Here is a 17,676-nt window from a genome sequence, read left to right on the forward strand (position 1 = left end):
CGTGCAGGCGCTGGCAGGCCAGCGCCGCTTTCCGCGGATCACGCGGCGACGTTGACGCTGCTGCCGACCTGCGCCACGTTATCGAGCTGATACTGCTTGTTCAGATTGGCGATCATCTTGCCCAGGGCCTGGGCCAGTTCGCTCTTTTCGCTGGAGGCCGTGCTTGGCTGATCACGACCGGCCTGCAACGCGGCCTTTAGCTCGTCGCTGCTGACGCCACCGCTGTTATCGCTGTCCAGCACCTTGAGCAGGGCGGCACTGCTGTCAGTGCTGGTGCTGCTATTGCTGGCCTGTAGCGCGCTGCTCAGTTCGCTGGTGGTAATGCTGCCGTCGCCGTCGGTGTCCAGCTGGCTGAACAACTCCTCACTGGAAGCCTGCTGAGGCGGCGGTGGAGGCGGGGCGAGGGCGGCGGCCATTTCTTCCTGGCTGACGCTGCCATCCTGGTTCTTGTCCAAGGCCGAGAAGATTTCCTTGCTGTCGGCGCTGCTGCCGGCACTGCTCAGGCCGTTGCTCAGCTCGTCGCTGCTGACAACGCCGTCACCGTCGGTGTCCAGGGCCTTGATCAGGGCATCGGCCAGCTCGGTATTGGGTGCCTGGTCCTGCGATGGCGGCGGCGGGGGCGCCATGGCGGCCATTTCTTCGCTGCTCAGGCTGCCGCTGCTGTCGCTGTCCAGGTCACTGAAGTTCTTGCTCAGGCTGACCAGGATGCCGTTGTCGCTTTTCTGCGACAGGGCGCTCTTGAGCTCGTCCTGATCCACTGCGCCGTCGCCGTTGCTGTCGAGTTTGCTGAACAGCTCTTTCTGCAACTGCTGGCTGCGGGTGTTGTTGGTCGTACTGCTGCTGGAGCTGATATAGCTCGAATAGTTACTGACGCTACCGATCATGGGGCTCACTCCCTGCGGATGGATAAAGCCGGTGGGTGTGCCGGCTTGTGCAGCCTCGCGGGGGGATTTGTCGTGGGTATGTGGGCTTTGTACCCGGGGCTACACATGCTGCTCGAGGGGGATCAGTGACGCGGCAGGCGGACCACCACGGTCAGGCCGCCGCCAGGGGTTTGTTCCAGGCTCAGTTGACCACCCAGGCGCCCGACCGCCTCGCGGGCGATGGTCATGCCCAGGCCGACGCCGCCGGAGTTGCGGTTGCGCGAGCCTTCCAGGCGAAAGAACGGCTCGAATACCGCCTCGCGTTGGGTGGCGTCGATCCCCGGGCCGTGGTCGATGACCCGGATCAGCAACTGTTCGCGGCTGTCCTGCAGGTCGATCGCGGCATGCCCGGCGTAACGCAGGGCGTTGTCGAGCAGGTTGTTCAGGCAGGAGCGCAAGGCCATGGGCTGTACTTGCAACGGCGCGCAGTGGCCGCTGGCCTGGACATCGGCGCCCTGGTCCTGGGCGTTTTCGCAAAGCGATTCAACCAGGGCCTGCACGTCCATGCGCTGCTGGGCTTCACTGGTGCGCTGCTCGTGCAGGTAGCTGAGGGTCGCGTCGAGCATGCTGATCATGTCGTCGAGGTCCTGGCGCATCTGCCCTTGCAGCTTGATGTCTTCGATCTGCTCCAGGCGCAGCTTGAGGCGCGACAGGGGCGTGCGCAGGTCATGGGAAACCGCGCCGAGCATGCGCCCGCGCTGCTGCACCTGCTCGCGGATGCGGCGTTGCATCAGGTTGAAGGTGTGGGCCGCCTGGCGTGCCTCTCGTGGCCCGGACTCATCCAGAGGTGGGCTGTCGAGGTTTTCACTCAGGCGTTCGGCGGCGCCGCTCAGGCGCTGGATCGGGCGGCTCAGCAGCTTGGCGCCGTACCAGGCGGCAATCACCAATGAAATCAGCTGAAAGGTCAGCGGCACGATGGGCCCGCCAAACCACGGTCGTGGCGGCCGCGGTTCAAAATTCGGCGGCCCGCGGGGCGGACCGTTGAAGGCTTGTCCGGCCTGGGGAGGGGGCGGCGGCGGTGGCGGGCCGTAGTGGTGAAACCAGAAAAAGGCCAGCAGGTGGGCGAGTACGATCGCAATCAGCAACATCCCGAACAGGCGGCTGAACAGCGTATCGAAACGCCCCCGCATCAGCCGATGTCTCGCGCGTCGAACAGATAACCCTCACCGCGTACGGTCTTGATCAGCTGTGGCGATTTCGGATCGTCGCCCAGCTTCTGCCGCAGGCGCGAGACCAGCAGGTCGATACTGCGGTCGAAGGCTTCGATGGAGCGGCCGCGTGCGGCGTCCAGCAGTTGCTCGCGGCTCAACACCCGGCGCGGGCGCTCGATGAACACCCAGAGCAGGCGGAACTCGGCATTCGACAGCGGCACCACCAGGCCATCGGCGGAGATCAGTTGGCGCAGGACGCTGTTCAGGCGCCAGTTGTCGAAGCGGATATTGGCCCGCTGTTCGCTGCGATCGTCGCGCACCCGGCGCAGGATGGTCTGGATCCGCGCCACCAGTTCCCGAGGCTCGAACGGCTTGGCCATGTAGTCGTCGGCGCCCAGTTCCAGGCCGATGATGCGGTCGGTGGGTTCGCAGCGCGCGGTGAGCATCAGGATCGGGATGTCCGATTCGTTACGCAGCCAGCGGCACAGGGACAGGCCGTCTTCGCCCGGCAGCATCAGGTCGAGCACCACCACGTCGAAGTGTTCGGCTTGCAGTGCCACGCGCATGGCGGCGCCATCGGTGACGCCACTGGCGTGGATATTGAAGCGTGCCAGGTAGTCGATCAGCAGTTCGCGGATCGGCACGTCGTCGTCAACGATCAAGGCCCTTGTGTTCCAGCGTTTTTCGTCGTTGCTGACGGGCGCTTTCTGATCGTCGTTGAGAGGGGCTGGAGTGTTTTGCATGGGTGCGATCATCTGCCAGGTAGGCTGCCAACCACAAAGATGGGCTGCGAGGTTGTGGCTTCAGCATAGGCGTCCGGCCCGAGGGCTGGAAGTGCTGTTCGGGGTATAGCGGCTGGCGAGGGTAGCGCTGTGGATTGTTGCGGGCGTGTCGGAAGTGTATCGGGATTGATACAAAGCCCGCCGGGTCGGCCATTGTGCCCGATATGGCAGCTGATCGGGCGCTCCTGGCGACGATTTACCGATCACCGGGTCCCGGAACATCCCGGCTTGCGCTACAATCCGCGCCGATTTCGACTTGCCTGAGAGCCCATTCATGTCCGCCTGCCAGACTCCTATCATCGTCGCCCTGGATTTCCCCACCCGTGACGCCGCACTGAAACTGGCTGATCAGCTGGACCCGAAACTGTGCCGGGTCAAAGTCGGCAAGGAACTGTTCACCAGTTGCGCCGCCGAAATCGTCGGGACCTTGCGCGACAAGGGTTTTGAAGTGTTCCTCGACCTCAAGTTCCATGACATCCCCAACACTACGGCGATGGCGGTCAAGGCCGCGGCGGAAATGGGCGTGTGGATGGTCAACGTGCATTGCTCCGGTGGCCTGCGCATGATGGCCGCCTGCCGTGAAGTGCTCGACCAGCGCAGCGGCCCGAAACCGCTGCTGATCGGTGTGACCGTGCTGACCAGCATGGAGCGCGAGGACTTGGCCGGCATCGGCCTGGACATCGAGCCCCAGGAGCAGGTGCTACGCCTGGCGGCGCTGGCGCAAAAGGCCGGCATGGATGGCTTGGTGTGCTCGGCGCTGGAAGCCCAGGCGCTGAAAGCCGCCCACCCGTCGCTGCAATTGGTGACTCCGGGCATCCGTCCGGCAGGCAGCGCCCAGGACGACCAGCGGCGCATCCTCACCCCGCGCCAGGCGCTGGATGCCGGTTCCGACTACCTGGTGATCGGTCGCCCGATCAGCCAGGCGGCTGATCCAGGCCAGGCGCTGGCGGCTGTGGTCGCCGAACTGGCCTGAGGGTGAACAGGCCCTGAGTCGCCAGTCCATCGCCGGTGTGCCGGCGATGGACGGTGCCTTCAATGGTCAGCCGCGCTTAAACCTTCAGCACCAACTTGCCAAAGTTCTCGCCGCTGAACAGTTTCATCAGGGTTTCCGGGAACGTCTCCAGCCCTTCGACAGTATCTTCCTTGCTCTTGAGCTGCCCCTTGGCCATCCAGCCGGCCATTTCCTGCCCGGCCGCCGCGAATTGCGCGGCATGGTCCATCACCACAAAACCTTCCATGCGCGCGCGGTTGACCAGCAACGACAGGTAGTTGGCCGGGCCTTTGATCGCTTCCTTGTTGTTGTACTGGCTGATGGCGCCGCAGATCACCACCCGTGCCTTGAAATTCAGGCGGCTGAGCACCGCATCCAGAATGTCGCCGCCGACGTTGTCGAAATACACATCGACGCCTTTCGGGCATTCGCGCTTGAGGCCGGCGTGCACGTCTTCGCTCTTGTAATCGATGGCGCCGTCAAAACCCAGTTCGTCGATCAGGAACTTGCACTTGTCCTGGCCCCCGGCGATGCCGATCACGCGGCAGCCCTTGATCTTGGCGATCTGCCCGGCAATGCTGCCCACCGCTCCGGCGGCCCCGGACAGCACCACGGTCTCGCCGGCCTTGGGCGCGCCGACGTCGAGCAGGGCGAAGTAGGCGGTCATGCCGGTCATGCCCAGGGCCGAGAGGTAGCGCGGCAGGGGAGCGAGCTTGGGGTCGACCTTATAGAAGCCGCGAGGCTCGCCGAGGAAGTAGTCCTGCACGCCCAAGGCGCCATTGACGTAGTCGCCGACATTGAAGCCCGGGTTGTTCGACGCAATCACCTGGCCCACGCCCAGGGCACGCATCACTTCGCCAATCGCCACCGGCGGGATGTAGGACTTGCCCTCGTTCATCCAGCCGCGCATGGCCGGGTCCAGGGACAGGTATTCGTTCTTCACCAGAATCTGCCCCGGCCCCGGTTCACCGACCGCAACCTGCTGGTAGGTGAAGGTCTCGCGGGTCGCCGCGCCTACAGGGCGCTTGGCGAGGAGGAACTGGCGATTGGTCTGGCTGGTCATGGCAGGCACTCAAGGTCAATGAAACCCTAGTTGATAGACCTTCAGCGCCGCTGCCGCAAGGATTGCCGGCGCAGCGAATAGGCGCCGATCCAGTGCAGTGATGGTCACCCCGGGCGGTTTATCACTGCCGCGCATAAGCCCTCAACCGGGCTTCTGATAGTGCTGCCGCAGGGCCCCGGCCTGTGGCTAGACTCCCGGCACGCGACCCGCATTCCATCGAGGACATAACAATGAGCATGACGTTTTCCGGCACCGTGGCCCTGGTTACCGGTGCCGCCGCCGGTATTGGCCGAGCCACCGCCCTGGCATTCGCCGGCGAAGGCTTGAAAGTGGTGGTGGCGGACCTGGATGTCGACGGCGGCGAAGGCACAGTGGAGCTGATTCGCCGTGCCGGTGGCGACGCCTTGTTCGTGCGCTGCAACGTGACCCTGGAAGCAGATGTACAGCAACTGATGGCCCAGGCGGTGAATGCCTACGGGCGGGTCGATTACGCCTTCAACAATGCCGGAATCGAGATCGAGAAGGGCCGGCTGGCCGACGGTACCCAGGATGAGTTCGACGCGATCATGGGGGTCAACGTCAAGGGCGTCTGGCTGTGCATGAAGTACCAGTTGCCGCTGATGCTGGCCCAGGGCGGCGGCGCCATCGTCAACACCGCTTCGGTGGCAGGCCTCGGGGCAGCACCGAAGATGAGTATCTACGCCGCTTCCAAGCACGCGGTGATTGGCCTGACCAAGTCCGCGGCCATCGAGTATGCGAAGAAGAAAATCCGCGTCAACGCGGTCTGCCCGGCGGTGATCGACACCGATATGTTCCGCCGCGCCTATGAGGCCGATCCAAAGAAAGCCGAGTTCGCGGCAGCCATGCATCCGGTGGGCCGGGTGGGCAAGGTCGAGGAGATCGCCAGCGCCGTGTTGTATCTGTGCAGTGACGGCGCGGCCTTCACCACCGGCCATGCGCTGGCGGTCGACGGCGGCGCCACCGCCATCTGAGGGGATTTTTCGTCGAGGCGGGACGGTGATGTGCCCTGTCGCATCCAGGCCCGCCCGATCGACCTCGACCGTCCTGAAAACGACCTGCACCTAGCTTTTTGCCATTATTCCGACGCCAGAGACTTGTGTTGCGGTACAGCCCGTTGCGAACCTGCAGTACTCGAAAATGGCCTTGCCGCCATTGGGTATCGGAAGGGGACTGAGCGCAATGAATTCGGCCACGAGCGGACGTTTTGCCAACCTGGGCATGGCAAAGAAACTGGGCATCGGGTTTACCCTGGTCCTGTTGTTGACGGCAGTGGTGGCGGCCATTGGTGTCTGGTCGTTGCAAACCATCAGCCATCGTTTTGATGGCCTCAAGCAGATGTCGTCCCTCAACAGCGGTTTGCTCAACGTGCGCCTGCTGGAGCAGGAGTACGCCCTGCGTGGCGACCCCAAGACCGTCGATGCCCTGCATGAGGGGGTCGAGGGTTTGCTGCGGTTGGCGTCCGAGCTCAAAAGCCAATCGGCGGCGAACGTGCCGGTAATGAACGATGTCGAGCAGGCTTTGGCGGCTTATCGCAAGGCTTTCGATGAGTTTGTCGAACTGACCCAGGCCAAGGACCTGGCGCTGGAGATGGCCAGTTGGTCGGTCTCCAGCGTGGCCAATAACCTCGATGTCCTCCAGGCCGGGCTGGCCGACGATGGCACCTACGGATTGAAGGAGTCCCAGGGCAAGGAGGGCAGCGAATTCATCGACCAGGCCAATCAGGTCAGCCAGGTCTCGCGGCTGATGTTGCAGGCCATGAATGAAGCGCGCCTGCGCCTGGATCAAAGCCGCAAGGGCGACGAAGAAAATGCCGGCCAGGGCAAGATCGAGCAGGCCGAGCAGGCGCTGGCCCAGGCCGAGCAGCTCAAGACCGCAGTCAAGGATGCCGGCTATCAGACGGTGCTCAATGAGGTCGCCGGGCACATTGGCAACTTCGGCGAAAAACTCGCGGAGTACACCGGGCTGCTGGCTCAGGAGAAAACCGTTTACCAGCAGCTGCGCGAACGCGCCGCGCAGGTGACGGAGCGGGTCGACCAGGCCTACGCCGCCCAGGACCTCTCAATGCAGGCCGAGCTGAAGCAGAACGCCTGGCTGATCATCGGCTCTTCGGCCCTGGCCCTTTTGGTGGGCCTGCTGGCGTCGTGGATCATTACCCGGCTGATTGTCGCGCCGCTGCGCAGCGTGATTCGCGTGGCCCAGCAAATCGCTGCCGGCGATCTCAGCGCCACGGTCGAGGTCACCCGGCGCGATGAGATCGGCCAGTTGATGCTGGCGATGCAGCAGATGGGGGCAGGGCTCAGCAGTATTGTCAGCGGCTTGCAGGCTGGTATCGAGCAACTGGCCAGTTCGGCCCAGTCCCTGTCGGCGGTCACCGAGCAGACCAACCTTGAAGTCAGCAGCCAGAAGGAAGAAACCGAGCAGGTTGCCACTGCCATGAATCAGATGACCGCCACCGTCCACGACGTGGCGCGCAACGCCGAAGAGGCGGCGCTGGCGGCGCAGTCCGCCGACAACAAGGTGGAGAGCGGGCAACAGGTGGTGCGCCAGAGCATGCAGCGCATCGAGCAACTGGCCGACTCGGCGACCAGTGCCAGCAGCAGCATCGAAAGCCTGAGTGCCGAGATCCAGAACATCGGCGCGGTATTGGGGGTGATCAAAAGCGTGGCCGAGCAGACCAACCTGCTGGCCCTCAACGCTGCCATTGAGGCTGCGCGTGCGGGCGAGCAGGGCAGAGGCTTTGCGGTGGTGGCCGACGAAGTGCGGGCGCTGGCCAAACGGACGCAGCAGTCCACCGAGGAGATCGAGCGCCTGGTCAGTGCCTTACGTGCGGCGGCGGACTCTTCGGTGCAGCAGATCCAGGGCAGCGGCGAGCTGGTCAAGCTGGCGGTCAGTGATGCCCTGCAAACCGAAAGCGCCCTGGGCAGCATTGCCGCGGCGGTATCCCTGATCCAGCAGATGAACCAGCAGATCGCCGCCGCCGCCGAGCAGCAGAGCTCGGTGGCCGAAGAGATCAATCGCAGCGTCACCAGCATCCGTGCCAGCGCCGACCAATCGTCACTGGCGATGCAGGGCAATGCCGCATCGAGCATTGAGCTGGCGCAGTTGGGGGTGGAGTTGAAGGGGATGGTCGGGCACTTCCGGCTCTGAGGCCGTGTGCTTCACCTGCGGGTTATTGGCCGCAGGTTGAGGGCAGGTCCTGGCCCTTGCCGCACGAGGAGCTCGTGGGGCAAGGGGCTGGCATCAATCGTAGATCGCTTTCTTCTTCCAGTCGGCATCGGTTTCGGCGGTCTTCAGGCCTTCGGTCAACTGGTTGACTTCGCCTTCGACCGGCTGGGTGCTGGCCAGCACCATCGAGTTGGCCCGGGCCAGGAGCTTCTCCAGGTACTCAAGTTGCTCCCTGTAGGTGTTCGGGTCCTGCTGCTTGCGCAGGTACTGGGCGCCGCGCTCGAAAGCCAGGCGCGCCTGGCCGGGCTGGCCCTGCTGCAGGGCATGCTGGCCAAGGTTGTTGAAAAACTCGATGTGCAACAGCACCAGCAGATGGCGGATCTCGCGGATCCAGCGCTTGGCTTCATTGGTCGGCAAAAAGCCGTCCTGGGCCGCGCGCGTCACCTGGCCGTGCATGGCTTCCAGCAGAAAGCGCACATCCTTGGCCTTGGCTTCGGTCTGGATCGGGCAGGGTGGGTTGTTCACCGGGATCGATTCGCCCTGGGCGATCAACGCATTGAGCTCGGCGATACGGGCCTTGATCCCGCTATCGGACTTGTGCAGGTTGAGCAGGCGCTGGTTGACGTTGAGTTCCAGTCGGGTCAGCAGCAGCTTGAGCGCCGGTGTCATCAACTGGCCGGGGAATGTCTCGGTGATTTCGCCGCAACGACGCAGGCGATCATTGAGTTCGACCTTGGTGCGGGCCTTTTCCAGTTTGCTGTTTTCCACCACATGGTTCATGTAGCCAATGGCGATCAGTATTACGATCCCGGCTACAACTAGCAGGGTGATCATGAGTGGTGTCACCGTTAAGACCTCTTTATAGGATTTCGCGTGCGAGTGTAGTGGCTTCGCATGGGGGCGCATAGCGCCGCTCGACGAGCCGGGCCAAGCTGCAACGCTGCTTATATAGGTAGTGGCGGCAATAGGTGCACATTGCCATCATTGGCAGCGCTGGACTATAACGCCTTGTCGGGTGCCAGAATATAGGCGTCAAAGCCCGGGCGACAGAAATGCTCGCCCAGGCCGGTAATCGGCGGGGAAGTCATTGATTTAAATAAATTTATATCAGGGGGTTGACGACCCCCCAATCCATCCATAGAATGCGCGCCACTTACAGCGTAAAGCACACAGCGAAACGCAGTAAGCAGTGAATGTTGTACGTGTGTCCCCTTCGTCTAGTGGCCTAGGACACCGCCCTTTCACGGCGGTAACAGGGGTTCGAGTCCCCTAGGGGACGCCATATGCGGGAATAGCTCAGTTGGTAGAGCACGACCTTGCCAAGGTCGGGGTCGCGAGTTCGAGTCTCGTTTCCCGCTCCAATTTTAAACAGCAGTGCCTTCGGGTGGTGCTGAGTGAAACCAGGACCAAGTCTTCGGATTCGGGTCTGGGCACTGGAATACACACCATGTATTTCAGTTAGCGTGTCCCCTTCGTCTAGTGGCCTAGGACACCGCCCTTTCACGGCGGTAACAGGGGTTCGAGTCCCCTAGGGGACGCCATTTGCGGGAATAGCTCAGTTGGTAGAGCACGACCTTGCCAAGGTCGGGGTCGCGAGTTCGAGTCTCGTTTCCCGCTCCAATTTTACAAAAACGCCGCTCATTGAGCGGCGTTTTTGTTTGTCCGCGATTTACCGATCCACTGTTTTTTCAAACAGTGGATTATTGATCTCCAGGCACGAATCCGAGCCTGCCATCCCTCCTGAAGTCCTTGAGTCCCCCAAGAAGTTCCGCCTGCACCATGGCATATCAGCCATTTTTTCAGTCTTTCAGTCGGAGCCACTCAATCGCCTGACGTGGCGTCAATCCTAGGGAAACCGCTTTAGATCGGGCGTCTTGCCGCTATGGGTGCAGTCCTTTTTATAGAGCGACTCTATATTGTCGTCAAACAAATGGCATTTTATTGGCGTATTACCGTTTGTCCGCGAAAAAATACAAAGCAAAAACAAAATATTGACACTCTTGGGCGGGTATCTCACTATCGGCGCCGCATTCGATGGCGCATAGCCAGCTATGCGTCGCGGCGAATCGCGTTCAAATTCGGCCGAAACGCCGTCTTTGGCGGGGTTTTCCGACGAAAACAGCGGCAGGCATTGATGCCCTGCGCCGGCCCAGCCCCTTGGCAGGCTGAAAGTGGCAGGCGGATACAGTTTCTTGGAGTTTTTGCATGTTTTCTGAGCGGATATTGGTGACGGGCGGAGCTGGCTTTATCGGCTCTCATTTGGTCGAAGCGTTGCTGGCCATGGGCTACAAGGTCCGTGTGCTGGATAACCTGTCCACCGGTAAGGTGAATAACCTGCCCATGGACAATGGCAACCTGAGCCTGATCATCGGCGATGTCGCCGACAGCGATGCTGTCGCCCAGGCCATGTCTGGCTGCCAGGCCGTGGTGCATCTGGCTGCCGTGGCCTCGGTACAAGCGTCGGTGGACGACCCGGTCGCGACCCATCAGAGCAACTTCGTCGGCACCCTCAACGTCTGCGAAAACATGCTGCACGCCGGCATCCACCGGGTGGTGTTCGCATCCAGCGCGGCGATCTACGGCAATAACGGCGAGGGCACGGCGATCCCCGAGGACACCGCCAAGTCACCACTCACGCCTTATGCCGCCGACAAGCTGGCGAGCGAGTACTACCTGGACTTCTACCGCCGCCAGCACGGTCTGGAGCCGGTGATCCTGCGCTTTTTCAATATTTTCGGGCCGCGCCAGGACCCGTCTTCGCCGTATTCCGGGGTGATCAGCATCTTCACCGAGCGGGCCATGGCCAAGCAGCCGGTGGCGGTCTTCGGTGACGGCGATCAGACCCGTGATTTCGTCTATGTAGCGGACCTGGTCAGCATCCTGATCCAGGCGCTGCAAGCCGATCAGCCGGCCCCTGGTGCGGTCAACGTCGGCCTCAGCCGTTCCACCAGCCTCAATGACCTGATCGGCGAACTGGGCCGCGCCACCGGCAGCCCCCTGACCGTGATCCACCACGCGCCACGTCTGGGCGACATTCGCCACTCGCGCGCCAATAACACTCGTCTGCTCGAGCGCTTCACCCTGCCAGCACCGACCTCTATCGGCGATGGCCTGGCGCAACTGATCCGCAGTTTGTAACTCGGTCCGTCACATCAGCCGAGACATCCACGTATCGGCTCAGTCATCTCAAGAGTGAGTTATGGAAAACGTTTTTCGCGGGACGCACTTCTGCTCGGCCATCAAACGCCTGCTGGCTGCCCTGACGCTCTGTTTTACTGGCGCGGCGGTGCATGCCGCGGCCCCGGTGGCGCCTTCCAACGTGGCGTTCTGGTACGCCGATAAACCGCCGTTGCCGGAGCTGGCGCAATTTGACTGGGCCGTGGTCGAGCCGGGGCACATGGCGGCCGCGGATGTCAAAACCCTGAGTGGGATGGGCAGCCAGCCGTTCGCTTATCTCTCGGTGGGTGAGTTCCACGGCGGCAAGCGCGAGCTGGACCAGCAAGCCCTGGGCGCCGCCGTCAGCCCGACGCGCAACAAGGCCTGGAACAGCCAGGTGATGAACCTGGCAGCACCGGCCTGGCGCGAGTAGCTGTTCGCCCAGGCCAAGGCGCTGCAGGCCCAGGGTTATGCCGGTCTGTTCCTCGACACCCTGGACAGTTTTCAACTGCTTCCGGCCGCAGACCAGGAAGCCCAGCGCCTGGCCCTGGCCAGTTTCCTGCGGGAACTGCATCAGCGCCAACCGGCCCTGAAGCTGTTTTTCAACCGCGGCTTCGAGGTGTTGCCGGAGCTGGAGGGTGTGCCTGCGGCGGTCGCCGTGGAGTCGATCCACGCCGGTTGGGATGCTTCGGCCAAGCGTTATCGCCCGGTCCCGGAAGCGGATCGCCAGTGGCTGGAAACTCACCTGCAACCGTTGCGCGCCAAGGGCATCCCGCTGGTGGCCATCGACTACCTGCCGCCGGAACGGCGTGAAGAGGCGCGCACACTGGCTCGGCGCCTGCGCGACGAGGGGTTTATCCCTTACATCGGCACCCCGGACCTGGATTCCCTAGGCATCAGCAGCATTGAAGTCCAGCCCCGGCGTATCGCCCTGGTGTTCGACCCGCGTGAAGGCGACCTGATCCGCAATGCCGGGCACACCCTGCTCGGCGGCTTGCTGGAGTACCTGGGCTATCGCGTGGATTACCTGGCGGCCGATGCGCTGCCTGAGTACAGCTTCAGCGGCCTGTACGCCGGCGTTTTGACCTGGATGACCAGCGGTGCGCCGCAAGACAGCCAGGTGTTCAACCGCTGGCTCAACAAGCGCCTCGACGAGCAGGTGCCGCTGGTGTTTTTCGCCGGCCTTCCGGTGGAGGACAAGGTCCTGCTCAAGCGCCTGGGGCTCGAACGCTCCGCGCCGCCGGCGACCCAGGCGTTGCAGATTACCTACCAGGACAAGGCCCTGATCGGCGCGTTCGAAGCACCGGTGCAGCCGCGTTCCCGTGACCTGACCGCCATCTCTCTGTTGCCCAAAGGCCCCAAGGCCGCATTGCTGCTCAAGGGCGAGGGCGGCCAGGAGTTTGCGCCAGTAGCGGTCGCGGCGTGGGGCGGCCTGGCGCTGGCGCCTTATGTTCTGGAAGTGAACAACGAGCGCAGCCGCTGGATTCTCGATCCGTTTGCCTTCCTCCAGGCGGCCTTGCGCCTGCCGGTGCAGCCGCGTCCGGACACCACCACCGAAAACGGTCGTCGCATTGCCACGGTGCACATTGACGGTGACGGCTTCCCCTCGCGCGCCGAGGTCCGGGGTACGCCTTATGCCGGCAAGCAGGTGCTGGATGACTTCATCCGTCCCAACCCGTTCCTGACGTCGGTGTCGATCATCGAAGGCGAGATTTCCCCGCGCGGCATGTTCCCGTTCCTGGCCCGGGAGTTGGAGCCGATTGCCCGGGATATTTTTGCCGACCCGAAAGTCGAAGTCGCCACCCACACCTTCAGCCATCCGTTTTTCATGCAGCCGGAAGTGGCGAAGAAACGCGAAGGTTTCAACCCTGAGTACGGCTTGAAAATGGCCATCCCGGGCTACGACAAAATCGATTTTCGGCGTGAGATCTTCGGTTCGCGGGACTACATTAATCAGCACCTGACCACCCCCGAGAAACCGGTCAAGGTGGTGTTCTGGCCGGGTGACGCTTTGCCCGCGCCGTCGACCATCAAGCTGGCCTACGACGCCGGGCTGAAGAACGTGAACGGCGCCGAGACCATGCTGACCCGCGCCAACCCGTCGCTGACCGGGCTCAACCCGCTGCTGCGTCCCACCGAAGGCGGCTTGCAGTATTACGCGCCGATCATCAACGAGAACCTCTACACCAACTTGTGGAAAGGCCCGTACTACGGCTTTCGCGATGTGATCGACACCTTCGAGCTGACCGACAGCCCACGGCGCATGCGCGGCCTGCACCTGTATTACCACTTCTATTCCAGCACCAAGCAGGCCTCGATCAAGGCCATGAACGAGATCTACGGCTACATGAAAGGCCAGCAGCCGATCTCCCTGTGGATGAGTGATTACCTGGATCGCCTGCACGGCCTGTACCAGTCCAGCCTGGCGCGCACCGCCGATGGCGCCTGGCAGGTACGGGGCATGGATGCCTTGCGCACCCTGCGCCTGGACCCGCAGATGGGCTGGCCGGACCTGGGTCGCTCCAGCGGTATCGCCGGGGTTCGCGATTTGCCCCAAGGGCGATATGTGCACTTGAGCAGCGACCGTGCGTTGCTGGTTTTGCGGGCCGATCGCGACCCGCGTCTGGCCCTGGAGGAAGCCAACTTGCCGCTGCAGGAATGGCGCTACCTGGATGAGCGCCGGGTGAGTTTCTCTTTTGCCGGCCAGGTCGATTTGAGCTTCTCGGTACGTGCGCCTGGCGCCTGCCGGGTTGAAGTCGACGGCCAGCGTTTCGCGGGTCAGGGGTCGGCAGGCCTCTGGCATTTCCAACTCCCCATGAAGCAGGTGAGTCATGCCCAACTCCTCTGCAACTGAAAGCAGCCGCCTGCTCAATCCCTGGGCACTGGTAGTGATAGCGGTCGCCGTGGGCGGCCTGTTGTGGCTGACCTTCCAGCGAGAAGAACTGTTCGAGCCCGATGGCCGGCAGCCGGACGCCGTGTCGGCCAATTACGCCGAACTGCTGCTGGCTGCGCACCCGGAAGATGACCGCCTGCGCTTGCAGTTGGTGGACCTGTTGATCCAGTTGCGCGACTACACCAAAGCCCGACAGAACCTGGACAGCTGGGCCCATCCGCAGCCGACGTTGCTCGCGTATTACCAGCTGGAAATCGACACCCTGGTCGCCGCCAGCAGCCAGGAACAGGGCGCCGCAAAGGGCCTGGTGGAGCGTCTGCAAGCCTTCGACCATCGCCAGTTGCCGCTGCCACAATTGCAGCGCCTGGCTAAGTTGGCGCTGAGCCTGCAAGCCCCGGCGTTCGCCGCCGGGGTTTATGAAGAACTGGCCGAGCGCGACCCGCAGCAGCGTATCGAATCGCTCAAATCCGCCGCCCAGTGGTACCTGGCGGGGGAGGAGCCGGGCCGTGCCGCGGACATCTACCTGCTGCTCAAGCAGGACACTCAGCAACCCGAAGAGCGCCGTCGTTACGCGCAGCTGGCTTTTAACAGCCTGTTGGCCGCCGGACGTGGCGAGCAGGCGGCGCAGGTATTGGCCGATGAACTGGATCAGCTAAACAACCCGGAAACCGATGCGGCCTGGCTGGAACAGGGCGTGGATGTGGCCGTGGCCAACAAGCGCTTCGACCTCGCGCAGCGCCTGGTGCAGCAATGGCGCACCTTGCAGCCGGATAACCCGCGGATCCTGGCCAAGGACTTCACGATGCGCCTGGCCCTCGGCGACCTCGACGGCGCCTGGAGTGCCGGCCAGCAACTGCTGGCGGTTCACCCGGATGACCCCGAGCTGCTGGAGCAGATGGGCCACCTTGGCGAATGGCGGGGGCAGACCTATGAGGCACTGGGGTACTGGATCCGCCTTCTGGCGCTGCGTGAAGACCCGCAGACCCGCGAGCACGCCTGGCGCCTGGCGAGCCAGCAATTCGACTTTGATCGCAGCATCCCGTTACTGGCCGGCATCATGGACCAGCGGGCGCTGACTGACGTCGAGCTCGACGCGCTGATCTACGGTCATGAATCCCGCGGCACCCCGGAGCAGGCCGAGGCCTGGCTGCACACCTATCTGCGCAAGTACCCGAAACACCGCCTGGCCTGGACCCGCCTGCTGCAGAACCTGGAAAACACCGGCCAGTTCGCGGCCAAGACCAAGGCCTACAGCGGCATGTCGAGCCGCTTTGCCCTGACCAGCACCGAACGCGTCGACTGGGCCAACACCTGGCTCAAGCTCTTCGACAATCAGGCCGCCTGGAAGGTGTTGCAGGTGGATAACCGCAAGATCACCGACGACAGCTACTGGCGTACCCGCGCGGCACTGGCCTGGGACCTGGAGCTGGATGATGAGTTGCAGGTTTCCCTGGAGAAACTGCTGGCGCTCAAGGGCTCGCTGAACAGCGGCGACGAGAGCCAGTTGATCACCCTGTATCGCACCAGCGATCCGCAACGAGCCTTGGCCCTGATGGTCGCCGGCTGGCAGCGCAGCCATGATCCGCAGCGCCTGGTGGAAGCCTTGCAGCAAGCCCAGGAACTGCAGGACTGGCCGCAGGTGGCGGCGTTGATCAAGGACGCCGAGCAGTACCCGGCGGTCTACGATCAGGCCCAGGTGGTGGCGGCGCGCGGTGCCCTGGCGATGCAGCAGGGGCAGTTCGACGAGGCGCAGCGCCTGTACCTGTCGGGCCTGGCCCGCTTCCCCTACGACAACCTGTTTCGCGAACGGTTGATGTGGCTGTATGTCGATCAGGGCCGGGTCGAGCAGCTCAAGCCATTGCTCAGCCAGTGGCGGACCCAGGCGCGGCAGGACCGGACCCTGTGGCTGCCATTCGCCAGCGCCAGCCAGATGCTTGGCCGCAACAGCGAGGCCCTGGCCTGGTATCGCCTGTACCTCAAGGGCAGCCCCAACGATTGGCTGGTGCAGGCGGCCTATGCCGATGCCCTGGACGGCGCCGGTTATCAGGACGCGGCCCAGCGTTTGCGCCTCAAGCTGTTGCGCAGCCCCGAGGGCGACAACCTGCAGCCGCAATCGCCGCGCTACGGGATCTGGCTGCGCCTGGTGGCCAGCAGTTACTCGCCGCGCAAGGCCCAGCAGCAGGTGCTGAAGTGGCAGGACGGTTCGCCGGCCATGCTGCAATTGTGGTTCGACCGCTTGCTGGCGCGCCTCGACGCGACCAATCAGGAAGCGCAAAAGGATCAATGGCTGGCCTGGGCTCGCCAGCAAGGCCTGAAGGTCGAGCGCTATGAGCAGATTCAGGAAGCCTTGCGCAGCCGCAACACGGCGCAGGTCGAAACCTTGCTTGCCAGCAGTGACCTCAACCCGGCCCAACGGGCCCAGGCCCTGAGTCGCCTGGGGCGTGACGGCGCGGCCCTGGACGTGAGCCTGTCGGCCCTCGGCTACGAGCAGCCCCAGGCCGTACGCGAGCAGTTGCGACGCCAGGCCGTGGAGATCCACGAGCGCACGCCCCAGGGCGCGCAACTGTCGTGGCAGGAGCAAGACTACGGCGGGCTGGAGTTCAACGCGCCGCGCCTGCGGGTTGCGCGCAACCTGGGGGACCAGTGGTACGCCAACCTGGTCCTGGAGCAGGGCACCTACAACAGTGACCAGCTGATTTCTTCGCGCCTGGGTCAGGAGCGCAATGGCGAATTGACCTTGCAGCGTCAGGTAGAGAACGGCAGCTACAAACTGATCGCCGATACCAGCCAGCGTCGGGACGATGACCGCAATGGCCTGGGGCTCAGCCGCACTTGGCAGCTGGGCGTCAGCGATGAGCTGGAGACCGGGGTCGACTGGCACCGCAAGAGCGAGGACAGCGGGCTGATGCGTGCTTTCGGCCAGCACGACAGTGTCTGGCTGGCCGGGCGCCATGGGTTGTCTGCCCGTGACCAACTGAGCTGGGAAGTGGCACAGAAGTCGTTTTCCACCCGGGGTGGCGACTCCCTGGGCCAGGGGCAGGCATTGAAGATGGAATACAACCACACCCTGGAATTCGAAGGGCCGAACTGGACCCTGCGCAGCGGTATCGACTACCAGCACAACCGGGTCGATGACCGCACCCTGGACGACTTGGCCAGTGGCAACGGTGGCCCGGTGAAGAACCCGGACAACCCGCTTGAGTCGCCCACGGTGCTGGCCAGTGATCTGTTGCAAAGCCGTTACGGCCAGCTGTATGTGGGCAGTTCGTGGCGGCGCGGCATGCCCGGCGCCTTGAACCGCACACGTCCGCAATACACCTGGCTGGTGGATGTCACGGCCGGCTGGCAGTGGTTCGACAAAAGTTTCAACTACGGCCTCAGCACCGGTATCGGTGTCGAGATTCTTGGGGATGACGAACTGGCCCTGACCCTTGGCTACCAATCTGCGCCACAAGGCGGGGACGGGCAGTCCGGCGGCATCCTGGGTGTGAGCTACGGCGTGCGTTTCGGACGCTGATCATGGAATGTCTA

10 protein-coding genes, 4 tRNA genes and 3 pseudogenes are annotated in these 17,676 nt (G+C 63.3%); 11 read left to right on the top strand and 6 right to left on the bottom strand.

The genetic code is table 11. The annotated features are described in order from the left end of the window. Positions 1–38: 38 nt before the first annotated feature. The 3 genes from xopAW to MF4836_RS15865 all read right to left on the bottom strand — a co-directional run bounded on the left by xopAW (position 39) and on the right by MF4836_RS15865 (position 2,817). The gene (xopAW, locus tag MF4836_RS15855) at positions 39–884 is read right to left on the bottom strand and encodes an EF-hand domain-containing protein (protein ID WP_078471051.1); all 846 of its coding nucleotides are present in this window, start codon (positions 882–884) and stop codon (positions 39–41) included. Between the two features lie 122 nt (positions 885–1,006). Continuing rightward, positions 1,007–2,053, bottom strand: a complete 1,047-nt coding sequence (locus MF4836_RS15860) for a sensor histidine kinase (protein ID WP_078471052.1) — start codon at positions 2,051–2,053, stop codon at positions 1,007–1,009. Beyond that, positions 2,053–2,817 (bottom strand): response regulator, encoded by a 765-nt coding sequence (locus tag MF4836_RS15865; protein ID WP_020299192.1) that lies wholly within the window; start codon positions 2,815–2,817, stop codon positions 2,053–2,055. The genes MF4836_RS15860 and MF4836_RS15865 overlap by 1 nt, the downstream gene beginning before the upstream one ends. A gap of 313 nt (positions 2,818–3,130) precedes the next feature. Here MF4836_RS15865 and pyrF point away from each other — a divergent pair, with 313 nt between their 5' ends. Then, positions 3,131–3,829, top strand: coding sequence for an orotidine-5'-phosphate decarboxylase (pyrF, locus tag MF4836_RS15870; RefSeq protein WP_020299191.1), 699 nt, complete (start codon positions 3,131–3,133; stop codon positions 3,827–3,829). Between the two features lie 76 nt (positions 3,830–3,905). On the opposite strand, the gene MF4836_RS15875 is transcribed toward pyrF, so the two are convergent. After that, positions 3,906–4,910: an NADP-dependent oxidoreductase gene (locus MF4836_RS15875; protein ID WP_078471054.1), complete on the bottom strand. Its 1,005-nt coding sequence runs from the start codon at positions 4,908–4,910 to the stop codon at positions 3,906–3,908. Between the two features lie 230 nt (positions 4,911–5,140). Here MF4836_RS15875 and MF4836_RS15880 point away from each other — a divergent pair, with 230 nt between their 5' ends. The 3 genes and pseudogenes from MF4836_RS15880 to MF4836_RS36150 all read left to right on the top strand — a co-directional run bounded on the left by MF4836_RS15880 (position 5,141) and on the right by MF4836_RS36150 (position 8,078). Next, positions 5,141–5,902 (top strand): SDR family oxidoreductase, encoded by a 762-nt coding sequence (locus MF4836_RS15880; protein ID WP_078471055.1) that lies wholly within the window; start codon positions 5,141–5,143, stop codon positions 5,900–5,902. A gap of 1,090 nt (positions 5,903–6,992) precedes the next feature. After that, positions 6,993–7,169, top strand: a pseudogene (locus MF4836_RS36145) (HAMP domain-containing protein); the annotation flags it as partial. Between the two features lie 204 nt (positions 7,170–7,373). After that, the gene (locus MF4836_RS36150) at positions 7,374–8,078 is read left to right on the top strand and encodes a methyl-accepting chemotaxis protein (protein ID WP_443217344.1); all 705 of its coding nucleotides are present in this window, start codon (positions 7,374–7,376) and stop codon (positions 8,076–8,078) included. A 93-nt stretch (positions 8,079–8,171) separates the two neighbouring features. Here the strand turns inward: MF4836_RS36150 and MF4836_RS15890 are convergent, their stop codons facing one another. Then, positions 8,172–8,930, bottom strand: a complete 759-nt coding sequence (locus MF4836_RS15890; RefSeq protein WP_078471057.1) for a hypothetical protein — start codon at positions 8,928–8,930, stop codon at positions 8,172–8,174. Between the two features lie 372 nt (positions 8,931–9,302). Between MF4836_RS15890 and MF4836_RS15895 the strand changes: the two genes are divergently transcribed. The 4 genes from MF4836_RS15895 (at position 9,303) to MF4836_RS15910 (ending at position 9,716) form a co-directional block, all read left to right on the top strand. Next, positions 9,303–9,378: transfer RNA gene (locus MF4836_RS15895), tRNA-Glu, on the top strand. Between the two features lie 3 nt (positions 9,379–9,381). Then, a tRNA-Gly gene (locus MF4836_RS15900) sits at positions 9,382–9,457 on the top strand. Between the two features lie 104 nt (positions 9,458–9,561). Further along, positions 9,562–9,637: transfer RNA gene (locus MF4836_RS15905), tRNA-Glu, on the top strand. Between the two features lie 3 nt (positions 9,638–9,640). Then, a tRNA-Gly gene (locus tag MF4836_RS15910) sits at positions 9,641–9,716 on the top strand. Between the two features lie 429 nt (positions 9,717–10,145). Here MF4836_RS15910 and MF4836_RS36155 read toward each other — a convergent pair. After that, positions 10,146–10,433, bottom strand: a pseudogene (locus MF4836_RS36155) (hypothetical protein); the annotation flags it as partial. Between MF4836_RS36155 and MF4836_RS15915 the strand changes: the two are divergent. The 3 genes and pseudogenes from MF4836_RS15915 (at position 10,323) to MF4836_RS15925 (ending at position 17,662) form a co-directional block, all read left to right on the top strand. Then, the gene (locus MF4836_RS15915) at positions 10,323–11,234 is read left to right on the top strand and encodes an NAD-dependent epimerase/dehydratase family protein (protein WP_443217345.1); all 912 of its coding nucleotides are present in this window, start codon (positions 10,323–10,325) and stop codon (positions 11,232–11,234) included. The pseudogene MF4836_RS36155 and the gene MF4836_RS15915 sit on opposite strands and share 111 nt — an antisense overlap. A gap of 61 nt (positions 11,235–11,295) precedes the next feature. Then, positions 11,296–14,106, top strand: a pseudogene (locus MF4836_RS15920) (endo alpha-1,4 polygalactosaminidase). After that, complete coding sequence (locus tag MF4836_RS15925; RefSeq protein ID WP_078471059.1) at positions 14,084–17,662, top strand: tetratricopeptide repeat protein; 3,579 nt, start codon at positions 14,084–14,086, stop codon at positions 17,660–17,662. Before MF4836_RS15920 ends, MF4836_RS15925 begins: the two are co-directional and overlap by 23 nt. Positions 17,663–17,676 lie beyond the last annotated feature (14 nt).

The organism is Pseudomonas sp. MF4836, assembly GCF_002018875.1.
Classification (GTDB): domain Bacteria; phylum Pseudomonadota; class Gammaproteobacteria; order Pseudomonadales; family Pseudomonadaceae; genus Aquipseudomonas.